Below are 19136 nucleotides of genomic sequence, written 5' to 3'. Positions count from 1 at the left end.
GTGAAATATTGAGACGAATAGGCTTATTACCAGTAAGTAGTAACCCTTTTGCCAATAAGTAGTAATGATATAGCTTATATGTAGTAGCCCTTTTATCTATAAGTAGTAACCCTTTTCTGTATAAATAGCCCACAAACCTGCAACAATATGCATAATTACGGAATATATAATCATTGTTTATTCATAAAATATGCTGGAAGGCAAATTTCGCAAATGTAACGTGTCATATAAAACAAGTATAACTTATCAATTAGAACATTAAAAAGAATAAATTGCTATCATTTTGATATTACTTGCCTGCATTTGTCATTCTGCATTTTCTGAAATGACTTTCAGGGTTTAAAGTGAGAATGAAGAAATCCTATGTTACAAACGTATTTCAATTTGTATCATAATCCTTTTGCTTTTATGAGATAAATTATGTTATACTGGGTATGAGGTCAATTGCCTTTTTCTTGCTTTCATCAACAAGTTTGGCATAAATCTGTGTGGTCTGTATATTGGTATGCCCAAGCAATTTAGAAACGGTATACAGATCGACGCCTAAAGTTAGCAACATAGTCGCATGGGTATGCCTGGCTGTATGGAATGTAATATGCTTTTTAATCCCAGCCTGTTCAGCCCATTTCGGTAAAATTTCATTTGTTCTTCCCAATGTTATTAACTTTTTGAATATTATATCGCCATCTTTAGCATTTTCTCGCTGCGGCAACTGTTTTATAGCTTCTTGGCTCAAAGGTAAAGAAATAGCCTCCTTGGTTTTCTTTTGTATGATATGTAGCCGGGAATTACCCTCCTCGTCCATTTCTATATTTCCCCATGTAAGAGCTATGATATCAGAATGCCTCAATCCACAAAAGCAACTGAAAAGAAAAGCTTTCTTTAATAAAGCATTATAAAAAGGAGTTTGCGCCAACTTTCTTATTTCGTCAATCGTGAGATATTCCCTTTCTGTACGATGTTTATGTGGCTTTTCTTCATTCTTCATTTTATTCATAGGGTTTGCCGATATCAGTTCTTCCGATACTGCATAATTCAGACAATACCTCAACATTTTATAATAATAGACTTGAGTATTTACATGCAGAAGTTTCTCTTTCTTAGTATGAGTTTGTTTTGCTGTTTTTAGATAATCCAGGAATCCCAAAATATAATCTTTATCTATCCGGCTTAACAGGGTATCATTAGGGTCATAACGCCTAAGGTGATAGACTACAGCATGTAACACCGTTTTGCGCACCTCATTCTCGGACTTCTTCTCAGCAACGCCTTGTATATAATCAATCAGTTTAATGTGAGATGTTTTATTGATTTTAAAACCATGACTCTGATTTTGTAATTCAATAATTCTTTGGGCTTTAATGGCATTTGCTAATTTTAGTGTTTCACTATTACGTACCCTGTCTGATTTATTATATTCAGGTATAATATATAATTTCAGGAATTCGTATTTTCGTTTTCCATCCATATACATATCAAGATATATCGATTTATTGCCATTAGCAAGGTGCTTGACTCTCAGCTTTATTGGCTCTTTTATTTTTAGTTCTTCCTTCATATCTCTGTTTAGCATCTTCTATCTGTTGAAAATAGCATACATATTATTTTTTATAGTAACACCATGGTAACAAAAACAGGTTTCAAATGATTCTGCATTTGAGTTTTATTCTGTTCTGTTACTTCTATTTATATTTAATTTATTGAATATTAGAAAAATAAAAAGAAGGCCCATTTGTTTCAATGATGTAGAAATAGTAACAAACCAGCAACAAATATACAATATTAATGTCTAAAAAAGAAACAATAAAGAAAAGTAATGATATTGTTTAGTATTATGCAATTCGCTAAATATTAGCTAATTGTATGTTTTATTTATCTGATATTTCCTTATCCTGATTTCCGGATAAAAAGCCATGCCGGATTGTTGTTCTGGATAATAACGTACCCCAAATTTCATTATTTTATAAGCCAATTATAGGCGATAGTTTACCAGAGGTGGCTCGGCAGGATTGGGATGTAAGCTATAATCTGGGTACTAATTGGAAAAAGGCAGGTAAAGTAAAAAAGAAGAATAGTTCTTTGTTTAAAGTGGACGTGGTAATATATCCGGAATTATCATTGAAGAACCTAGTAATTACGCAAATATATCAGGTTCTGTTCAATCTGGCACCGGCAATAGAAGTCTCTTTCTGGAAAGGGATGAGACTGACAGCACAACTGGAAGTACCTATTTATAATGACGGATATCCGGATATGTATAATAAGATACATCCTGGTTTTATTGGCATATCACAAACGGTAAGATTGCCCCATAATATCTGGGGAACACTTACAGTAGGACATTTCAGTAGCGAACGCTATGGAGTAGATGTGAAGATCAGTCATCGTTTAATCTGTGATAACAGATTTGGAATTGAAGGACGTATCGGATATACAGGAGCGGCATACTGGGACGGATTTACCTGCCACTTTGGAACACAGAAAAAAATGACATGGTCAGTTGGAGGTTATTTCTATTGGCCACAATATAATGTAGAGACGACTATGAAACTTGAACAGTATTTATTGGGTGAAAAAGGAGTGCGAGTAGATATTATCCGGCATTTCCGCTATGCTTCAATAGGCTTTTACGCAATGAAAGCGCAAGGCGCAAAGTCCAACGGCGGCTTTCGTTTTCAGATTGCCTTGCCACCTTATAAATATAAGAGGAAAGGATATATTCCTCGTTTTACCTCTTCCAAGAACATGGGAATGGCGTATAATGCAGGGAACGAGCAATATTATTACAAAAGCTATCGTTCGTCGCCCGGCGACAATATAATGCAATCAAATAGTTTTAACCCATATTTTATTAAATCAGAATTATTAGTTTATTAATTTTAATTTTATTGAGATGAAAAAGAAAAGTTTGTTTGGTATTAACGTGAAGTTAGCGTTAATGTTAGTAGCAATCTGCGGCATGTTCGCCAGCTGCTACGAAAAAGAAGAATTAACGACAGAGGCACCGAGTACAGTGAAACCGGTATACAAAATTGCAGGTGTCGTTTCTAATGCTTCTACCGGAGAACCGTTGTCTGGCGCCAAAGTGAACGGTACTACTACTGCTGATGATGGTACTTATACTTTAGATGCAACAGAAGGGCTGAACGTTCTGACTGTTACTAAAGATGATTACAAGACTGTCACGACTTCAGTGTATGTGGAAAAGATTGAAAATGGCAAAACCGCTGTCTACACAGTTAACGCAGCTATGTATCCGGGGTATGATACTCCGACATACAAGACTGTAAAATATGCCATAAAAGGTACTGCAACTGATGAAAGTAGCACTGCTGTAAAATTGTCGTCAGTAGTTATACCAGGATGTACAATTGCAGTTGTTAACAACACATTCACAGTAGAAGGGGTACAACCGGGCACTTATTATGCTGTTCTTACAGCTGAGGGTTACAAAAACGCTTACGCTACTATCACCGTAGCTCCTGTTACTGCAGAAGAAGGCGAAGGCGACCAGATTGTAACTTCTACAGTTGCCGTATTGATGCAAAAGGAGGAAACTGCAAAGGTGTCTAAATACTATGTATGCGGCTTCGTTACCAATGAAAAAGATGCTGCTGTGCCCGACGCTACTGTAAAAGTTGAAGTTGGTGAATTCAAAGCTGATCTCACTACTGATAATCGTGGTTATTTCAATATAGAAGTAGCAGCTGAACATATCACTCCTACAACATTGGCTATTGTTACAGTTTCAAAAGCCGGTTATGTTGCACAAGCAAAAGCCACAGTTGTGAAATTGGTTGAAACTGGTGCTACTTCTGTGACTTCCATTGAAGTTGTTTTGAAAGCTGAAAGCAGTGATATCCCTGATGAAGATCCAAGTAAGGGTGGTGAACAGACTATTGAAGTGCCTGTAGATAAAGCTGAGCCGACGAAAGTTGAAGATGTTAAAGAGCCGGAAGTAAAAGCAGATATCGAGAAAGTTGCTGAGGAACTAGGAATTGAGGATATTACTAAAATTGATATTCCAGTGGTAAAAGTAGAAGAGGCTCTCGTAGTAGAACTTGTATCTACAGAAGCTGTTATTGATGAAACAACAGGTGAAACAACTCAAGAGACTAAAACTGTTGCTGATCAGATCACATTACCTGCTAACACACAAGTTTATTATGTAGGTGGCCAGGCTCAAGCAATCAAGCTGACTCGCGATATACAAACTGAAAAGGCAACCGCTGCTGTACGTACTTACGAAGGACAACCCAGCGGTACCGTATTCTCTCAGCCGTTGGAAGTTAAGTTCCAGGCTCCGGTTACTGTTACTGTAGAACCTGACTATGTATTAGGTGTTCTTTATCAAAACGAAAAAACCGGTGTGTGGTCAGCTGATGCTAATAATTATGCTGAATACGATATGACTTCAGGCACTTTCGTTGGTAAAATCAATCACTTCTCTAAATTCCGTTTCGGTTTTGAATCAGCTATCGTTCCTGTAGACAGTGTTAAGCTGGATGCTGAAATCATCAATAAGCCTTGCTATACAGGCTCTGCAGCAGCTGTAGTTACTGTAAAAGGTAACTACATGGGTGGAACTGCTTATGATGGAAATACTCCTGCCTTGGCTGTTGAAGCTGCCTTGACCGGCATGAATACAGAAACGAAATCTTACGTAACAATGTTGCTGAAAAACATGATTCTGAAAGACAATGCTAACATTGCACCGAAGAACAGTTACTCAAAAACGGCTCTATCTGTAGATATCTCAGTTCCTGCATACAAGCAAATTAACGACTTCAGTATGGTCAGAAAACAAGTAAGAAGATCATATACTGTTCATGTAATTGATAAGAACAAAAAGACTACAGACGTAACAGTGGTAGTTAAGAAGATTATCTCTACAACTCTGACTGCAAATTATGCTATTGGTCATACTCATGGACATGGCAATGGTGAGGATTTGAATGCAGGCGGTGGTATTATCGATTTCGAATAAGCCTGTTTTAAATAATGCAATTGAACCTAAAGCATGGGACTATACATAATGAGAATAAAACGGATGTTCATTGCGACACTGCTTATCAGTGTATCATCCATGCTTTCGGCTCAATTGACTTATGGAACTACCGGTTTACTGCATGCTCCTTCGGCAGAGATGCAAAAGGACAAGACAGTGATGCTGGGAGGAAACTTTATGAATAAGGAGATAACTCCTCCTACGTGGTACTACCATACGTACAATTATTTTTTGAATGTTACCATCCTGCCGTGGATGGAAGTTGCTTATACTTGCACCCTGTTTAAGGCAGAAGCTTTAGGGTTAAAGCCTTATGGCTATTCAGGATTCACGAATCAGGATAGATATTTTTCTATCCGGTTACGGGCTTTGAAAGAAGGACAATTCTGGAGGTATATGCCAGCTATTGTTTTCGGAACATCAGATCCATTTACTTCATCCGGAGGAGGTTCGGTTGGTTCTACAGAAGGAAACGGATATTATAGTCGTTTCTATGCAGCGGCCACCAAGCATATTTCCATAGGAAAAGAAGAAATAGGAGTACACCTTTCTTATTTATATAATAAAAGAAAAGAGTATAAACTGAATGGAATAGCGGCGAGTATTAGTTATAATCCAACTTTTGTGCCTGAATTAAGAATGATTGCGGAGTATGATTCAAAAGATTTTGCATTGGGAGCCACTTACTTGCTTTTAAAACATCTGCATATACAGGTGGAACTGCAAAAGATGAAATATTTCACGGGTGGATTATGTTTCCAGTTCCGGTTGAAATAAAGAATCTGGCAGAAAAAGCATAGAGTTAATCATTTTAAAATAGAAAAAACAATGAAATGTAAATTTGGTATAGTATCTATCATGTTGGCGGGATTAGCTCTTACAGCTACTGCACAGACCAAAGAGAAATACTACAGCGAAAAATTTAAAGATAATATCTTTATAAGCGCTGGTGTAGGAGCTCAGGCATGTGTTAATCCTGACAACTTTGATTATGGCTTCGGACATGCCATCACACCACTGATTCATGTGTCAGTGGGTAAACTGTTCAATCCTATCTGGGGAGTTCGCGGACAAGTTGCCGGATTATGGTCGACACTGTATACAGAGCGCGGACAAATAAAAGGCACTTATGCTGAGGTTAAGAACAAGAAGTATTTCACTCTGCGTGCAGATGCTATGTATAACCTGTCTAACTCTGTTTGCGGATATAATCCGGAGCGCTTATTTACTTTATCTGTGTTCGCAGGTCCCGGATTGACTTTTGCAAAGGCTTATGGTGAGCAAGATAAATTAAATGCTTTGATTAACGGTTCTGTAGGTTTGATGGGACAGTTCAATGTGAGCAAGTATTTGGATATCAATATTGAGGCAAGAGGTGAAGTATCTCCTTCTATGTTTGGGAATAAGAGCAGCGCCTACACGGATGGTGCAGTATCTCTGACCGCAGGTGTTACTTATACTTTTGGCGGTAAGAACTTTATATCTTGTGGTGCAAAAGTTGATCAGAATGCCATCAACAATGAAATCAATAAGTACAGAAACGAACTGGCTCAGGCTCAGGCTGACCTAGCAAGTGCTAAAAATGCCATGGCTAACTCTAAACCTGTAACTAAGGAGGTAGTGAAAGAAATCGAAGTTGCCGGTCCTCGTGCCATCTTCTTCAAGATTGGTAGCGCCCGTATCGATGATTACGGTGTGGTCAACATCCAGTTGGCCGCTAAGATTCTGAAGGCTAACCCGGATAAGAAGTACAAAGTTGCCGGTTATGCTGACAAGGCTACGGGTAGCGCTTCCTGGAACCAGAAGCTGTCTGAAAAACGCGCTCAGGCTGTTTACGACGCATTGATTAAGGAAGGCGTTGATAAGGATCAACTTGAACTCGTCGGGTTCGGTGGTACCGCTAATATGTTCGGTAAGAACTATTTAAACCGAGTTGTAATCCTGGAATAAGATAATATTTCTTATAATATAATAGAAATTCTATAAAAGAGAAAAGGTGTTTAGCTATTGCTAGACACCTTTTTTGTTATAAAGAAATCAAGTAATTACTGGTTGATAATGAAATTATTTATGTGGCAATATTAGAATATAATTAGGAAATATCAATTATTTACATTAAGAAGTCCTTCAATGATTTTTTTTGATAAATATATAATTAAATAATTATTAAATACAACAAACGAATTGAGAAACAAACAGGTAACAATAAAGCTTTGCATAACATGAAAAACGGCAAATATCTCAATATTTTACTTTTTATAAATAACGCATTATTGTTTGATTATCAGGATATTACAAAATGCAACTAGATTAAACGATACCTCTCCCGGTTTCCGGATAAAAAGCCATGTAGGGTAATTGTTTTAGACAATAATATACCTCAGATTTCTCTCTATTATAAACCGATAATCGGTGATAGTGTTCCGGAAGCGAGTCGTCGGGATTGGAATGTTAGCTATGATTTGGGTGGAACGTGGAAGGAAGCACGGAAAATAGGGAGGAAGAATAGCTCTTTGTTTAAGGTAGATGTGGTGGTATATCCGGAAGTTTCATTGAAGAATCTGATTATAACGCAGATTTATCAGGTGCTGTTTAATTTGTCACCGGCAATTGAAGTTTCGTTTTGGAAAGGGATGAAGTTGACGGCGCAGGTTGTTGTTCCTGTTTATAATGACGGGTATGGACGAAGAGCCGATAGAGTACATCCGGGCTTTTTAACATTGCAACAAACCGTTCGCTTGCCTTATAATATATGGCTTACCGGAACTTTGGGAATGTTTAATGCTGAACGCTATGGAGGAGACCTTCGACTACTACATACATTTAAGGATGAAAGGTTTTCAGTAGAAGGCCGGATTGGACTGACTGCTACACAACGATGGGATGGATTTGAATGGACCTATGGCACGAAAACAAGAATGACCTGGGCTTTAGGGGCGAATTTTTATTATCCGCATTATAATGTGCAGGCAAGTCTGAAAGTAGAACAATATCTGTTAGGAGAAAAAGGGGTGAGGTTCGACTTGATTCGTCACTTTCGTTATGCTTCAATAGGTTTCTACGCAATGAAAGCGGAGGGGGCAAGTGCTAACGGAGGATTCAGGTTCCAAGTGGCATTGCCACCTTATAAATATAAGAGAAAAGGATATATTCCACGAGTTACTCCATCTAAAAATATGGGAATTGCCTACAATGCCGGCAATGAACAGTATTATTATAGAGGATATAGAGCGAACCCGGGGGAGAATATAATGCAGAATAATAGTTTTAACCCATATTTTATTAAATCAGAATTACTAAATTTTTAATTTTATTGAGATGAAAAAGAAAAGTTTATTCAGTGGTTTTAATGCTAAATTGGCATTAACCGTAGTAGCCTTATCTGGGGCTCTTTTAACCGGATGTTATAAGGATGAAGGCTTGGATGTAAATGGTCCTGCCGGTGAAGTTACACTCCCGGCTCCAGTTTATACGATTGCCGGTACAGTAGTTGATGCTGAAACCTTGGCTCCCATTGCAAGCGCTAACGTAGCAGGAGATGTTACCGCAACTGTTAGCAAGGGCGGATTTACAGCAAAAGTTACGGATCCCAAAGCTTATGAACTCACTGTTAGCGCAGCTAACTATGAAGATACAAAAGTTACAGTGGATGTTGTAAAGATTGAAGCTGGTCAGACTGCTGTATATCCTGCTTTTGTTGCTATGCAACCTAAGTATGAAGGTACTTATAAGCTTGCTGTGAAAGATACTGAACTAGGTAATCTGACTTTCGGTACAGATTATACGATTCAGACTGTATCTGGAACTGAAGTTACAGATGTCAATGCTGTTCTTGGTGGTGAGACTTATATAATCAAAATCACAAAAGAAGGCTATGTAACCAAATATGTAACTGCTGAGTTGCTGAAACTTAGATCTTCTGAAAGCGGAAAGGATAAAACTATTATCGTTACTTTGACGAAAGCTCCCGTTGGCGTAGTAAAAATCTCTGGTGTATTGACTGTTAATGGCGCTCTATATAATGCTAAAGCTATTACCTTATATAATGAGGAAAAGTCAAAGGTACTTGGAGTTGACGAAGGCTATACTTATAATTTTGAGGTTCCCGCTGACTTGTTCACTGTTGTAACAAGAGCTGACTCAGAAAAGAAATCTGCAACATTTGTCTTTGAGATTGTAGGACCGAATAATGAAACAATTACATTCAAGAAGAGAATAGAGATTCAAGACGATGGCACAAGTGATAGTGAAGTTGATTCACCGATCAACTATGCGGTAAATCTGGTTGATCCTGCTCAGACTAAGAAACTTGAAGAATTCTTTAAAACAGTCACTGTAGATATCTGCAATGATGATGAACCGGCCGGTTTACCATTTAACATTACTTATACGGATTATATCGGTACTGTAGAAGTAGAGGGTAATTATGAGACTAAGCTGAAAGAAGCAGGACTGACAGCTGGTAATCCAATCTATGAGCAAATTGCAAGCTTGATGACTGTCAATGTAATCGCGGAATTCGGTAAAGAAGAAAAAACATTAAACTCAAAAACTGATTTCGATTACGTAATTCCTTATGATAATTGGTTGAAAACACTGGATGTTACCCGTGTATATAATCAGATAACTCGTGAAGTGGCAAGTATTACAGTTAATGATGTTCCGGTTGAAGGTACATTAACGAAATTGAATGGTGCTAACAATGTAGTAAAAGAAGCTAATGGTATTGAACTTAGTAACTATATTGTAGATACTGTATCTCATGCTCACGGTCACGGTCATGGTCATGGAAGTGGTAATGCCGGTGGTGGTATTGTAGTTCCTGAATAATCGTGGGATAGCAATCTATACAATTAAGTCGGGAGTATAAACGAATTGAAAAGAATGCAGATAAAACGATTTATAACAACGTGCATATTTTTATGCTGTGCGTTTGTACTTTCGGCTCAATTAACTTATGGTACTACTGGATTGTTGCATGCCCCTTCCGCTGAAATGCAGAAAGATAAGACAATAATGCTGGGTGCCAACTTTATGAACAAGGAGATAACTCCTCCTACGTGGTACTATCATACGTACAACTATTACCTGAATGTGACCTTTTTCCCCTGGTTGGAAGTGGCATACACATGCACACTTTTTAAAGCGGAAGCACTGGGCTTAAAACCTTACGGTTACTCGGGTTTTACGAATCAGGACAGATATTTCTCTGTCCGACTGCGAGCTTTGAAAGAAGGGCAATTCTGGAAGTATATGCCGGCTGTGGTTCTGGGAACATCAGACCCGTTTACTTCTTCCGGAGGTGGGGTAGTTGGTTCATCAAGCGGAAACGGATATTTCAGCCGTTTTTATATAGCTGCAACCAAGCATCTGCCGATAGGAACAGAAGAAATCGGAGTACACCTCTCTTATTTATATAATCAGAGAAAGGAGTACAAGCTGAACGGAATAGCGGCGGGTATCACTTACAATCCCAGTTTCGCACCGGATTTGAGGGTGATAGCGGAATATGATTCGAAAGATTTTGCGTTGGGTGCCACCTATTTGCTTTTCAACCATTTGCATGCGCAGGTAGAATTGCAAAAAATGAAATATTTTACCGGCGGACTCATGTTTAGATTTACGTTGAAGTAAGTTTCGCCTGAAAAGTGAATAAGTATAAAGAGTTAAACAATAAAAACTAAAAAACAATGAAAAGTAAATTAGTAATATTATCTTTACTGTTGTCGGGAGCGGCTGTTGTTGCCACTGCACAAACTAAAGAGAAGTACTACAGTGAAAGCTGGAAGGACAATATCTTTATCAGTGTGGGGGTAGGTGCACAGGCTGGTACGAATCCTGACACCAAATTTGGTAAGACGGTGACTCCGCTGATCAACCTGTCAGTGGGTAAGTACATTTCTCCTATATGGGGAGTTCGTGGACAAATCTATGGTTGGCAATCAAAGCAGGAAACTGCTTATCCGTTCCTGGATTTGGATAATCGCAAAGAGCGTAAAGAAAACTATGTAGGTTTGAACGCCGACGCTATGTTGAACCTTACCAACCTGATTTGTGGTTATAACCCGGATCGTTTGTTTGAGTTGAGCGTATTTGCAGGTCCTTCAGTTAACATTGTGAAAAATTATGCAGATTGGCAATTGGGTTATAAGACTGATGGCGGTGTAACGACTCCGACTGGCGATACTAAATATACTACAACGATTGACCCTGCAACTACTACGCCTGTTAATCACGATTTACGCTGGTTAGTTGGTGCCAGTGTAGGTGTAGGAGCTAAATTTAATGTGAATAGATCTTTGGCTATCGACGTAGAAGCTCGCGGTCAGGTTACTCCGTCAATCTTGGGTGCTTATAGTAGCGCTAATACCGATGGTTATATTCATCTGACTGCAGGTGTTACTTATACTTTCGGTGGCAAGAAGTTCGTAGCTTGTGGCTCGAAAGTTGATCAGAATGCTATCAACAACGAAATCAATAAGTACAGAAGTGAACTGGCACAAGCTCAGGCTGACCTGGCTAACGCTAAGAACGCTTTGGCTAACGCTAAGCCTGTAACTAAGGAAGTAGTGAAGGAAATTGAAGTTGCCGGTCCTCGTGCCATCTTCTTCAAGATTGGTAGCGCTCGCATCGATGATTACGGTATGGTTAACATCCAGTTGGCTGCCAAGATTCTGAAGGCTAACCCGGATAAGAAGTACAAAGTTGCCGGTTATGCTGACAAGGCTACGGGTAGCGCTTCCTGGAACCAGAAGTTGTCTGAAAAACGTGCTCAGGCTGTTTACGACGCATTGATTAAGGAAGGTGTTGATAAGGATCAGCTCGAACTCGTTGGATTCGGTGGTACTGCTAACATGTTCGGTAAGAACTATTTGAACCGAGTAGTAATTCTGGAATAAGATATAGGGCAAAGAGTTGTAAACTCTAAACAAGAGAGGGGGCTTAACATGAGTTAGGCCTCCTTTTTTGTTATTATGACAGCAGATGAGGCAAATATCAAATTTTAATCGTAATTTTGTAGCCCATTATGAGTAGAATATTAGCGATTGATTACGGTAAAAAGCGTACGGGGATAGCCGTCAGCGATACGTTGCAAATGATTGCTAACGGGTTGACAACTGTACCTACACATGAACTGTTGACGTTCATCCTTGATTATGTAGGAAAAGAACCGGTGGAACGCATTCTTGTAGGGCTTCCTAAACAAATGAACAATGAAGCTTCGGAAAATATGAAGCGAATAGAGCCTTTTGTTCGTTTGTTGAAGAAAAAATTGCCGGCAATGCCTGTTGAGTATGTCGACGAGCGTTTTACTTCTGTTTTGGCACATCGTACTATGCTGGAGGCCGGGCTGAAGAAAAAAGATCGACAGAATAAAGCTTTGGTAGATGAAATCAGTGCGACTATTATCCTGCAAAGTTATTTGGAGAATAAACGTTTTGCCTTATAATAATAAGGTATATATACTTATATATAATAGTGATTTAATAATTTGTAATTAGATAAACAATGATTTTACCCATTTACGTGTACGGGCAGCCCGTATTGAGAAAAGTGGCGGAAGATATTACTCCCGACTATCCTGGTTTGAAAGAGTTAATAGCGAATATGTTCGAAACGATGGACCATGCAGAAGGTGTGGGACTTGCAGCTCCACAAGTTGGACTTCCGATTCGTGTTGTAGTAGTGGATTTGGATGTACTGTCTGAAGATTATCCGGAATATAAGAATTTTCGGAAAGCATATATCAATCCTCATATCCTAGAAGTATCTGGTGAAGATATATCTATGGAAGAAGGGTGTTTGAGTCTTCCTGGTATCCATGAGTCTGTGAAACGTGGTAATAAAATTCATGTTACGTATATGGATGAAGATATGGTGGAGCATGATGAGGTTGTTGAAGGTTATTTGGCGCGTGTGATGCAACATGAGTTTGACCATCTGGAGGGAAAGATGTTTATTGATCACTTGTCTCCCCTGCGTAAGCAAATGATTAAGGGAAAGCTGAATGCGATGTTGAAGGGCAAGGCTCATTGCACGTATAAAGTGAAAACTGTGAAATAAGCCAATCTTATAATATGGTATAAAAGGCTCAAAAAATATAAAAAGTCTTCCGCTAATCCTGCTAGGTAAATGAAAAGCATTAAATTTGTTTCGTTTACAAGCATTTATAAGACAAGATGATAAAAAAGATACTGACGGCTTTCCTGTTGCTTCCAACGTTGCTGTGTGCGCAGATCAATACGGAGCGGGTGATGACAATCGCGCGTAACGCATTGTATTTTGAAGACTATGTGCTTTCTATCCAGTATTTCAACCAAGTAATTAACGCCAAGCCTTATTTATATGAGCCTTACTTCTTTCGTGGTTTGGCAAAGATTAATTTGGATGATTTTCAAGGTGCGGAAGCGGACTGTAATGCTGCTATCCAACGTAATCCTTTTGTGGTAGGCGCTTATCAAATACGTGGGTTGGCTCGTATTCGGCAGAATAATTATGACGGAGCCATAGAGGATTATAAGACAGCCTTGAGATATGATCCGGAAAATCTTGTCTTGTGGCATAATCTTTCTCTTTGCCACATGCAGAAGGAGGACTATGGAGCAGCTAAAGAGGATCTGGGGAAATTGTTGAAAATAGCGCCCAGATATACTCGTGCTTATCTGATGCGTGGTGAAGTATCACTGAAGCAGAAAGATACGATACAGGCCTTGAATGATTTTGAAAAGGCGATTGAAATGGATCGCTATGATCCTGACGGGTGGGGAGCACGCGCTATTGTCCGTCTGCAACAAGGAAAGTATGCGGATGCTGAAGCTGACTTGGATCATTCTATTCATTTGAGTGCAAAGAATGCGGGTAATTATATTAATCGTGCATTGGCTCGTTTTCATCAGAATAATTTGAGAGGTGCCATGAGTGATTATGATCTGGCATTGGATATTGATCCGAATAACTTCCTCGGACACTATAACCGTGGTTTGCTTCGTGCTCAGGTGGGTGATGATAACCGTGCAATAGAAGACTTTGATTTCGTTCTGCAGATAGAGCCGGATAATATGATGGCAACCTTTAACCGTGGTTTGCTACGTGCACAGACCGGAAATTATCGTGGTGCAATCAGTGATTATTCGAAAGTGATTGATGAATACCCCAACTTTATGGCAGGATATTATCATCGTGCTGAAGCTCGTAAGAAGATCGGTGATCGTAAGGGAGCTGAACAGGATGAATTCAAACTCATGAAGATGCAGATTGACAAACGTAACGGAGTTACGGCAGATAATAAGGATGTCGCGGATAATAATGCTCAGGATGGTGAGGATAAGAGTAAGACGCGTAAGAAGTCCGATAAGAATATGGACAATTACCGGAAGATTGTGATTGCTGACGACTCTGAGCAGGATGAGAAGTATAAGAGTGATTACCGCGGACGTGTACAGGACCGGAATGTATCTATCAAGATGGAGCCGATGTATGCGCTGACCTATTATGAGAAATTAAGCGAGGTAAAACGTATCGTTCATTTCCATAAGTATATCGAGGAGTTGAACCATTCTAAATTGTTCCCGAAGCCTTTGCGTATCACTAATATGGAAGCTCCGTTGACGGAAGAACAAGTGAGATTCCATTTTGCTTTGGTCGACTCGCATACCTCGGATATTGTAGCAGATGACAAAGATGCCAAGAAACGTTTCTTACGTGGGCTTGACTTCTATTTGGTTCAAGACTTTGCCAGCTCCATTGATGACTTTACGCAGGCGATTTTGCTGGATGATAAATTCTTCCCGGCTTATTTCATGCGAGCATTGGTGCGCTACAAACAGCTGGAATATAAAAAAGCGGAAGCTGAGTTAACTGAAGGTGTTCCCGGAGCTTCTTCCGATAGTAAGAAACAACCAGAAGTAACGTCAATAGATTATGATATTGTGAAAAATGATTTGGATCATGTCATCCAATTGGCTCCTGATTTTGTTTATGGCTATTATAACCGTGCCAATGTATCATCAATGTTGAAAGATTATCGTGGGGCATTAGAGGATTATAATAAGGCTATTGAATTGAACAAAGATTTTGCTGAAGCTTATTTCAACCGTGGTTTGACTCATATCTTCTTGGGTAACAACAAGCAGGGAATTACAGATCTGAGTAAGGCGGGTGAATTGGGTATCGTATCGGCTTATAATATTATAAAGAGGTTTACCGATACGCGTGAATAACATTTTTTTGCTAAAAAATAAAATATCAAAAAAGAATTAGCTATTTTTGCGTTCTGAAAATTGAAATATACACAACATTATGATAAAGATAACATTTCCAGACGGCTCCGTACGTGAGTATAACGAAGGAGTAACGGGACTGCAGATTGCAGAAAGTATCAGTTCACGCCTGGCACAGGAAGTGCTGGCATGTGGCGTGAACGGTGAGATTTATGATTTGGGACGTCCTATCAATGAGGATGCTGAGTTTGTTCTCTATAAATGGGAAGATGAGCAGGGTAAACACGCTTTCTGGCATACCAGTGCTCACTTGCTGGCCGAAGCTTTACAGGAATTGTATCCGGGTATTCAGTTCGGTATTGGTCCTGCCATCGAAAACGGTTTCTATTATGATGTGGATCCGGGTGAAGCTGTCATTAAAGAATCTGACCTTCCGGCTATTGAAGCCAAGATGGCAGAATTAGTGGCGAAGAAGGAAGCTGTTGTAAGAGAAAATATTTCAAAAACGGATGCATTGAAGAAATTCGGTGACCGTGGTGAGAACTATAAGTGTGAGTTGATCTCCGAATTGGAAGATGGTCGCATAACAACTTATACACAAGGTGCTTTCACGGATTTATGCCGTGGTCCACACTTGATGACTACCGCGCCGATCAAGGCTATTAAGTTGATGTCGGTGGCCGGTGCATATTGGCGTGGACATGAGGATCGTAAGATGATGACGCGTATTTATGGTATCACATTCCCGAAAAAGAAAATGTTGGATGAATATCTGGCTATGCTGGAAGAAGCCAAGAAGCGTGATCATCGTAAGATCGGTAAGGAAATGGATTTATTTATGTTCTCCGACACAGTGGGTAAAGGACTGCCGATGTGGTTGCCGAAGGGGACTGCGTTGCGCTTGCGTCTGCAGGAATTCTTGCGTCGTATCCAGGCACGTTACGATTATCAGGAGGTTATCACTCCCCCGATCGGTAACAAGTTGTTGTATATCACTTCCGGCCACTATGCAAAATATGGTAAAGATTCGTTCCAGCCTATTCATACGCCCGAAGAAGGAGAGGAGTACTTCTTGAAACCGATGAATTGTCCTCATCACTGTCTGATTTATAAGAATTCTCCGCGTTCATATAAAGATCTGCCTTTGCGCTTGGCTGAGTTTGGTACGGTTTGTCGTTATGAGCAAAGTGGTGAATTACATGGATTAACGCGTGTACGTAGTTTTACGCAGGATGATGCACATATCTTCTGCCGTCCCGATCAGGTGAAGGATGAATTCTTGCGTGTGATGGATATTATTTCAATTGTATTTCGTTCCATGGACTTTGCCAATGTAGAGGCTCAAATTTCCTTGCGTGACAAAGTGAATCGTGAAAAATATATTGGTAGCGATGAAAACTGGGAAAGAGCTGAACAATCTATCATTGAGGCTTGTGAAGAAAAGGGCTTGACTGCCAGAATTGAGTATGGTGAAGCTGCTTTCTATGGTCCGAAGTTGGATTTTATGGTGAAAGATGCTATCGGCCGCCGTTGGCAGTTGGGTACCATTCAGGTGGACTATAACTTGCCGGAGCGTTTTGAATTGGAATATACAGGCGCTGATAATCAGAAACATCGTCCGGTAATGATACACCGTGCGCCGTTTGGTTCTATGGAGCGTTTTGTTGCTGTGCTTATTGAGCATACGGCTGGTAAATTCCCATTGTGGCTGACTCCTGAACAGGTGGCTATTCTGCCCATCAGCGAAAAATTCAATGACTACGCACAAGAAGTGAAGAAATTCTTGAAACAATACGATATTCGTGCAATTGTGGATGAGCGTAACGAGAAGATAGGACGTAAGATTCGCGATAACGAATTGAAGCGTATTCCTTACATGTTGATTGTGGGTGAAAAAGAAGCTGAGAATAGAGAAGTTTCTGTCCGCAAGCAAGGGGAAGGCGATAAGGGTACCATGAAATTTGAAGAATTTGCTAAAATTTTGAACGAAGAAGTTCAGAATATGATAAATAAATGGTAACTTTGCGCCCACTTATAAAAGCATAGCATATAGTGATGTCTTAAAGATAGCTTTTATCTAACTTAAAAAATAATAATTTGGGAGTAATAAATAAGAAACAAACTGGAAATAGAGGTTATTTAATGAAAAATGACAGCTTAAAAGGGCAATACCGGATTAATGAGCAAATCCGTGCCAAAGAAGTCCGCATAGTGGGCGATGAAGTAGAACCAAACGTATATCCGATAGCTCAGGCATTAAAGCTTGCCGAAGAGCGTGAGGTGGATCTCGTGGAAATCTCTCCAAACGCGCAACCCCCTGTTTGTCGAATCGTTGATTACTCTAAATTTCTTTATCAGCTGAAGAAGCGTCAGAAGGAACAGAAGGCAAAGCAGGTTAAAGTAAATGTGAAGGAGATTCGTTTCGGGCCACAAACCGATGATCACGATTACAACTTCAAGTTGAAACATGCCAGAGGATTCTTGGAAGATGGTGATAAGGTGAAAGCCTATGTATTCTTTAAAGGTCGTTCAATCTTGTTTAAAGAACAGGGAGAGGTGCTATTGCTGCGATTTGCCAATGATTTGGAAGACTATGCGAAAGTAGACCAAATGCCGGTATTGGAAGGGAAAAGAATGACCATTCAGCTTTCTCCAAAAAAGAAAGAGGCACCAAAGAAGCCTGCAGCACCGAAATCCGCAGAAGGATCGAAAGCGGCTCCGGCTGAAACAGAAGAATAAAAAGAAATGAGTAACGCCACAGGTATAGTGCGTTGCCATATAATTTAAATAATTTAAAAATAAGTAAGATGCCAAAGATGAAGACTAACTCCGGTTCTAAAAAGAGATTTACTCTTACCGGAACAGGTAAAATCAAAAGAAAGCACGCTTTTCACAGTCATATCTTGACTAAGAAAACTAAGAAGCAAAAAAGAAACTTGTGCCATTCAACTACAGTTGACGTGACAAACGTAAGCCAAGTTAAGGAACTCTTAGCAATGAAGTAAAAAGCGTACAAAGTATTTTAAAGTATTAACCGAATGCATTAGCTTTAAGTCCGTTGCGTGAAGTAATGGCGCTAACATTCAAAAATTAGTAAAACTATGCCAAGATCAGTAAATCACGTTGCTTCAAGAGCAAGAAGAAAGAAAATTTTGAAATTAACCAGAGGCTACTTTGGTGCAAGAAAGAACGTATGGACCGTTGCCAAGAATACTTGGGAGAAAGGTTTGACTTATGCGTTCCGTGACCGTAAGAACAAGAAAAGAAACTTCCGCGCTTTGTGGATTCAGCGTATCAATGCTGCAGCTCGTTTGGAAGGTATGTCTTATTCTAAGCTGATGGGTGCTTTGCACAAAGCAGGAATCGAAATCAACCGTAAAGTTTTGGCTGATTTAGCGATGAACCATCCGGAAGCTTTCAAGGCTATCGTAGCTAAAGCAAAAGCAGCTTAAGTTTATTTAGCAAATAGTTGACAAAGTGCTGATTACGAATGAGTAATCGGCACTTTTTGCTTATACTAGGGGAGATATTATATAAAATGTCTTGTCAGAAGGAAACAAAATCATGTTTTTCCTTGTTTCTTTGACGGAAACTTACTACATTTGTTGTAGAAAATATAGCCGCATTGATTGGATCGGGAAACTCATCAAACTATTATGAAATACCGAGACAAGCTTCGCTTCTCAATGGCGGGCCACGCCCTTCGGGGTAACCTTTGAGTCAGTGGATTACAAAGAGGACGAGCGCTCAAATCATGTCATTCGGAGTTTCATCACATCATCGGTGCGGCTTTTTTATAAAGGGGAACGGTAGTCTTGGTTGATTACCGTTCCTTTTTTCTTTTAATGCCACTTCGTCATCTTTGGAGTTATTACATAAAAAAACATCCCATGAGTTTATTTCGCTTC

General features: G+C 39.5%; 15 protein-coding genes and 1 pseudogene. 15 read left to right on the top strand and 1 reads right to left on the bottom strand.

The genetic code is table 11. The features are described from left to right. Window positions 1–418: 418 nt before the first annotated feature. Window positions 419–1558: a site-specific integrase gene (locus tag K6V21_RS22790; RefSeq protein WP_224319983.1), complete on the bottom strand. Its 1140-nt coding sequence runs from the start codon at window positions 1556–1558 to the stop codon at window positions 419–421. 437 nt (window positions 1559–1995) lie between these two features. Here K6V21_RS22790 and K6V21_RS22785 point away from each other — a divergent pair, with 437 nt between their 5' ends. From K6V21_RS22785 to rplT, 15 genes and pseudogenes are all read left to right on the top strand, one after another. After that, window positions 1996–2877 (top strand): hypothetical protein, encoded by an 882-nt coding sequence (locus K6V21_RS22785; RefSeq protein WP_224319982.1) that lies wholly within the window; start codon window positions 1996–1998, stop codon window positions 2875–2877. Window positions 2878–2893: 16 nt separating this feature from the next. Then, window positions 2894–4987 carry a hypothetical protein gene (locus K6V21_RS22780; RefSeq protein ID WP_224319981.1) on the top strand — a complete coding sequence of 698 codons (2094 nt, stop codon included), beginning with the start codon at window positions 2894–2896 and terminating at the stop codon, window positions 4985–4987. Window positions 4988–5035: 48 nt separating this feature from the next. Then, the gene (locus K6V21_RS22775; protein ID WP_224319980.1) at window positions 5036–5785 is read left to right on the top strand and encodes a YjbH domain-containing protein; all 750 of its coding nucleotides are present in this window, start codon (window positions 5036–5038) and stop codon (window positions 5783–5785) included. A gap of 51 nt (window positions 5786–5836) precedes the next feature. After that, window positions 5837–6958: an OmpA family protein gene (locus K6V21_RS22770; protein WP_224319979.1), complete on the top strand. Its 1122-nt coding sequence runs from the start codon at window positions 5837–5839 to the stop codon at window positions 6956–6958. 359 nt (window positions 6959–7317) lie between these two features. Next, window positions 7318–8316: a hypothetical protein gene (locus K6V21_RS22765; RefSeq protein ID WP_224322081.1), complete on the top strand. Its 999-nt coding sequence runs from the start codon at window positions 7318–7320 to the stop codon at window positions 8314–8316. A 10-nt stretch (window positions 8317–8326) separates the two neighbouring features. Continuing rightward, window positions 8327–9838 (top strand): carboxypeptidase-like regulatory domain-containing protein, encoded by a 1512-nt coding sequence (locus K6V21_RS22760; RefSeq protein ID WP_224319978.1) that lies wholly within the window; start codon window positions 8327–8329, stop codon window positions 9836–9838. Between the two features lie 54 nt (window positions 9839–9892). Next, window positions 9893–10642 (top strand): YjbH domain-containing protein, encoded by a 750-nt coding sequence (locus K6V21_RS22755; protein ID WP_224319977.1) that lies wholly within the window; start codon window positions 9893–9895, stop codon window positions 10640–10642. A gap of 377 nt (window positions 10643–11019) precedes the next feature. After that, window positions 11020–11907, top strand: a pseudogene (locus K6V21_RS22750) (OmpA family protein); the annotation flags it as partial. A gap of 128 nt (window positions 11908–12035) precedes the next feature. Next, window positions 12036–12458 carry a Holliday junction resolvase RuvX gene (ruvX, locus tag K6V21_RS22745; protein ID WP_007213998.1) on the top strand — a complete coding sequence of 141 codons (423 nt, stop codon included), beginning with the start codon at window positions 12036–12038 and terminating at the stop codon, window positions 12456–12458. Between the two features lie 59 nt (window positions 12459–12517). Beyond that, window positions 12518–13072 carry a peptide deformylase gene (gene def, locus K6V21_RS22740; protein ID WP_217713563.1) on the top strand — a complete coding sequence of 185 codons (555 nt, stop codon included), beginning with the start codon at window positions 12518–12520 and terminating at the stop codon, window positions 13070–13072. A 116-nt stretch (window positions 13073–13188) separates the two neighbouring features. Beyond that, window positions 13189–15228, top strand: a complete 2040-nt coding sequence (locus K6V21_RS22735; protein WP_217713564.1) for a tetratricopeptide repeat protein — start codon at window positions 13189–13191, stop codon at window positions 15226–15228. A 79-nt stretch (window positions 15229–15307) separates the two neighbouring features. Continuing rightward, window positions 15308–17248 (top strand): threonine--tRNA ligase, encoded by a 1941-nt coding sequence (gene thrS, locus K6V21_RS22730; protein WP_224319975.1) that lies wholly within the window; start codon window positions 15308–15310, stop codon window positions 17246–17248. 122 nt (window positions 17249–17370) lie between these two features. Then, the gene (gene infC, locus K6V21_RS22725) at window positions 17371–17967 is read left to right on the top strand and encodes a translation initiation factor IF-3 (protein ID WP_044272088.1); all 597 of its coding nucleotides are present in this window, start codon (window positions 17371–17373) and stop codon (window positions 17965–17967) included. Window positions 17968–18035: 68 nt separating this feature from the next. Continuing rightward, on the top strand, window positions 18036–18233 hold the full coding sequence (gene rpmI, locus K6V21_RS22720) for a 50S ribosomal protein L35 (protein ID WP_007214084.1): 198 nt from the start codon (window positions 18036–18038) through the stop codon (window positions 18231–18233). A 96-nt stretch (window positions 18234–18329) separates the two neighbouring features. Continuing rightward, on the top strand, window positions 18330–18680 hold the full coding sequence (rplT, locus tag K6V21_RS22715; protein WP_007214085.1) for a 50S ribosomal protein L20: 351 nt from the start codon (window positions 18330–18332) through the stop codon (window positions 18678–18680). Window positions 18681–19136: the final 456 nt, after the last annotated feature.

The organism is Bacteroides cellulosilyticus (assembly GCF_020091405.1).
Taxonomy (GTDB): domain Bacteria; phylum Bacteroidota; class Bacteroidia; order Bacteroidales; family Bacteroidaceae; genus Bacteroides.
Note: the sequence above shows the minus strand (reverse complement) of the source record. Positions and strands in the feature narration are given on the sequence as shown.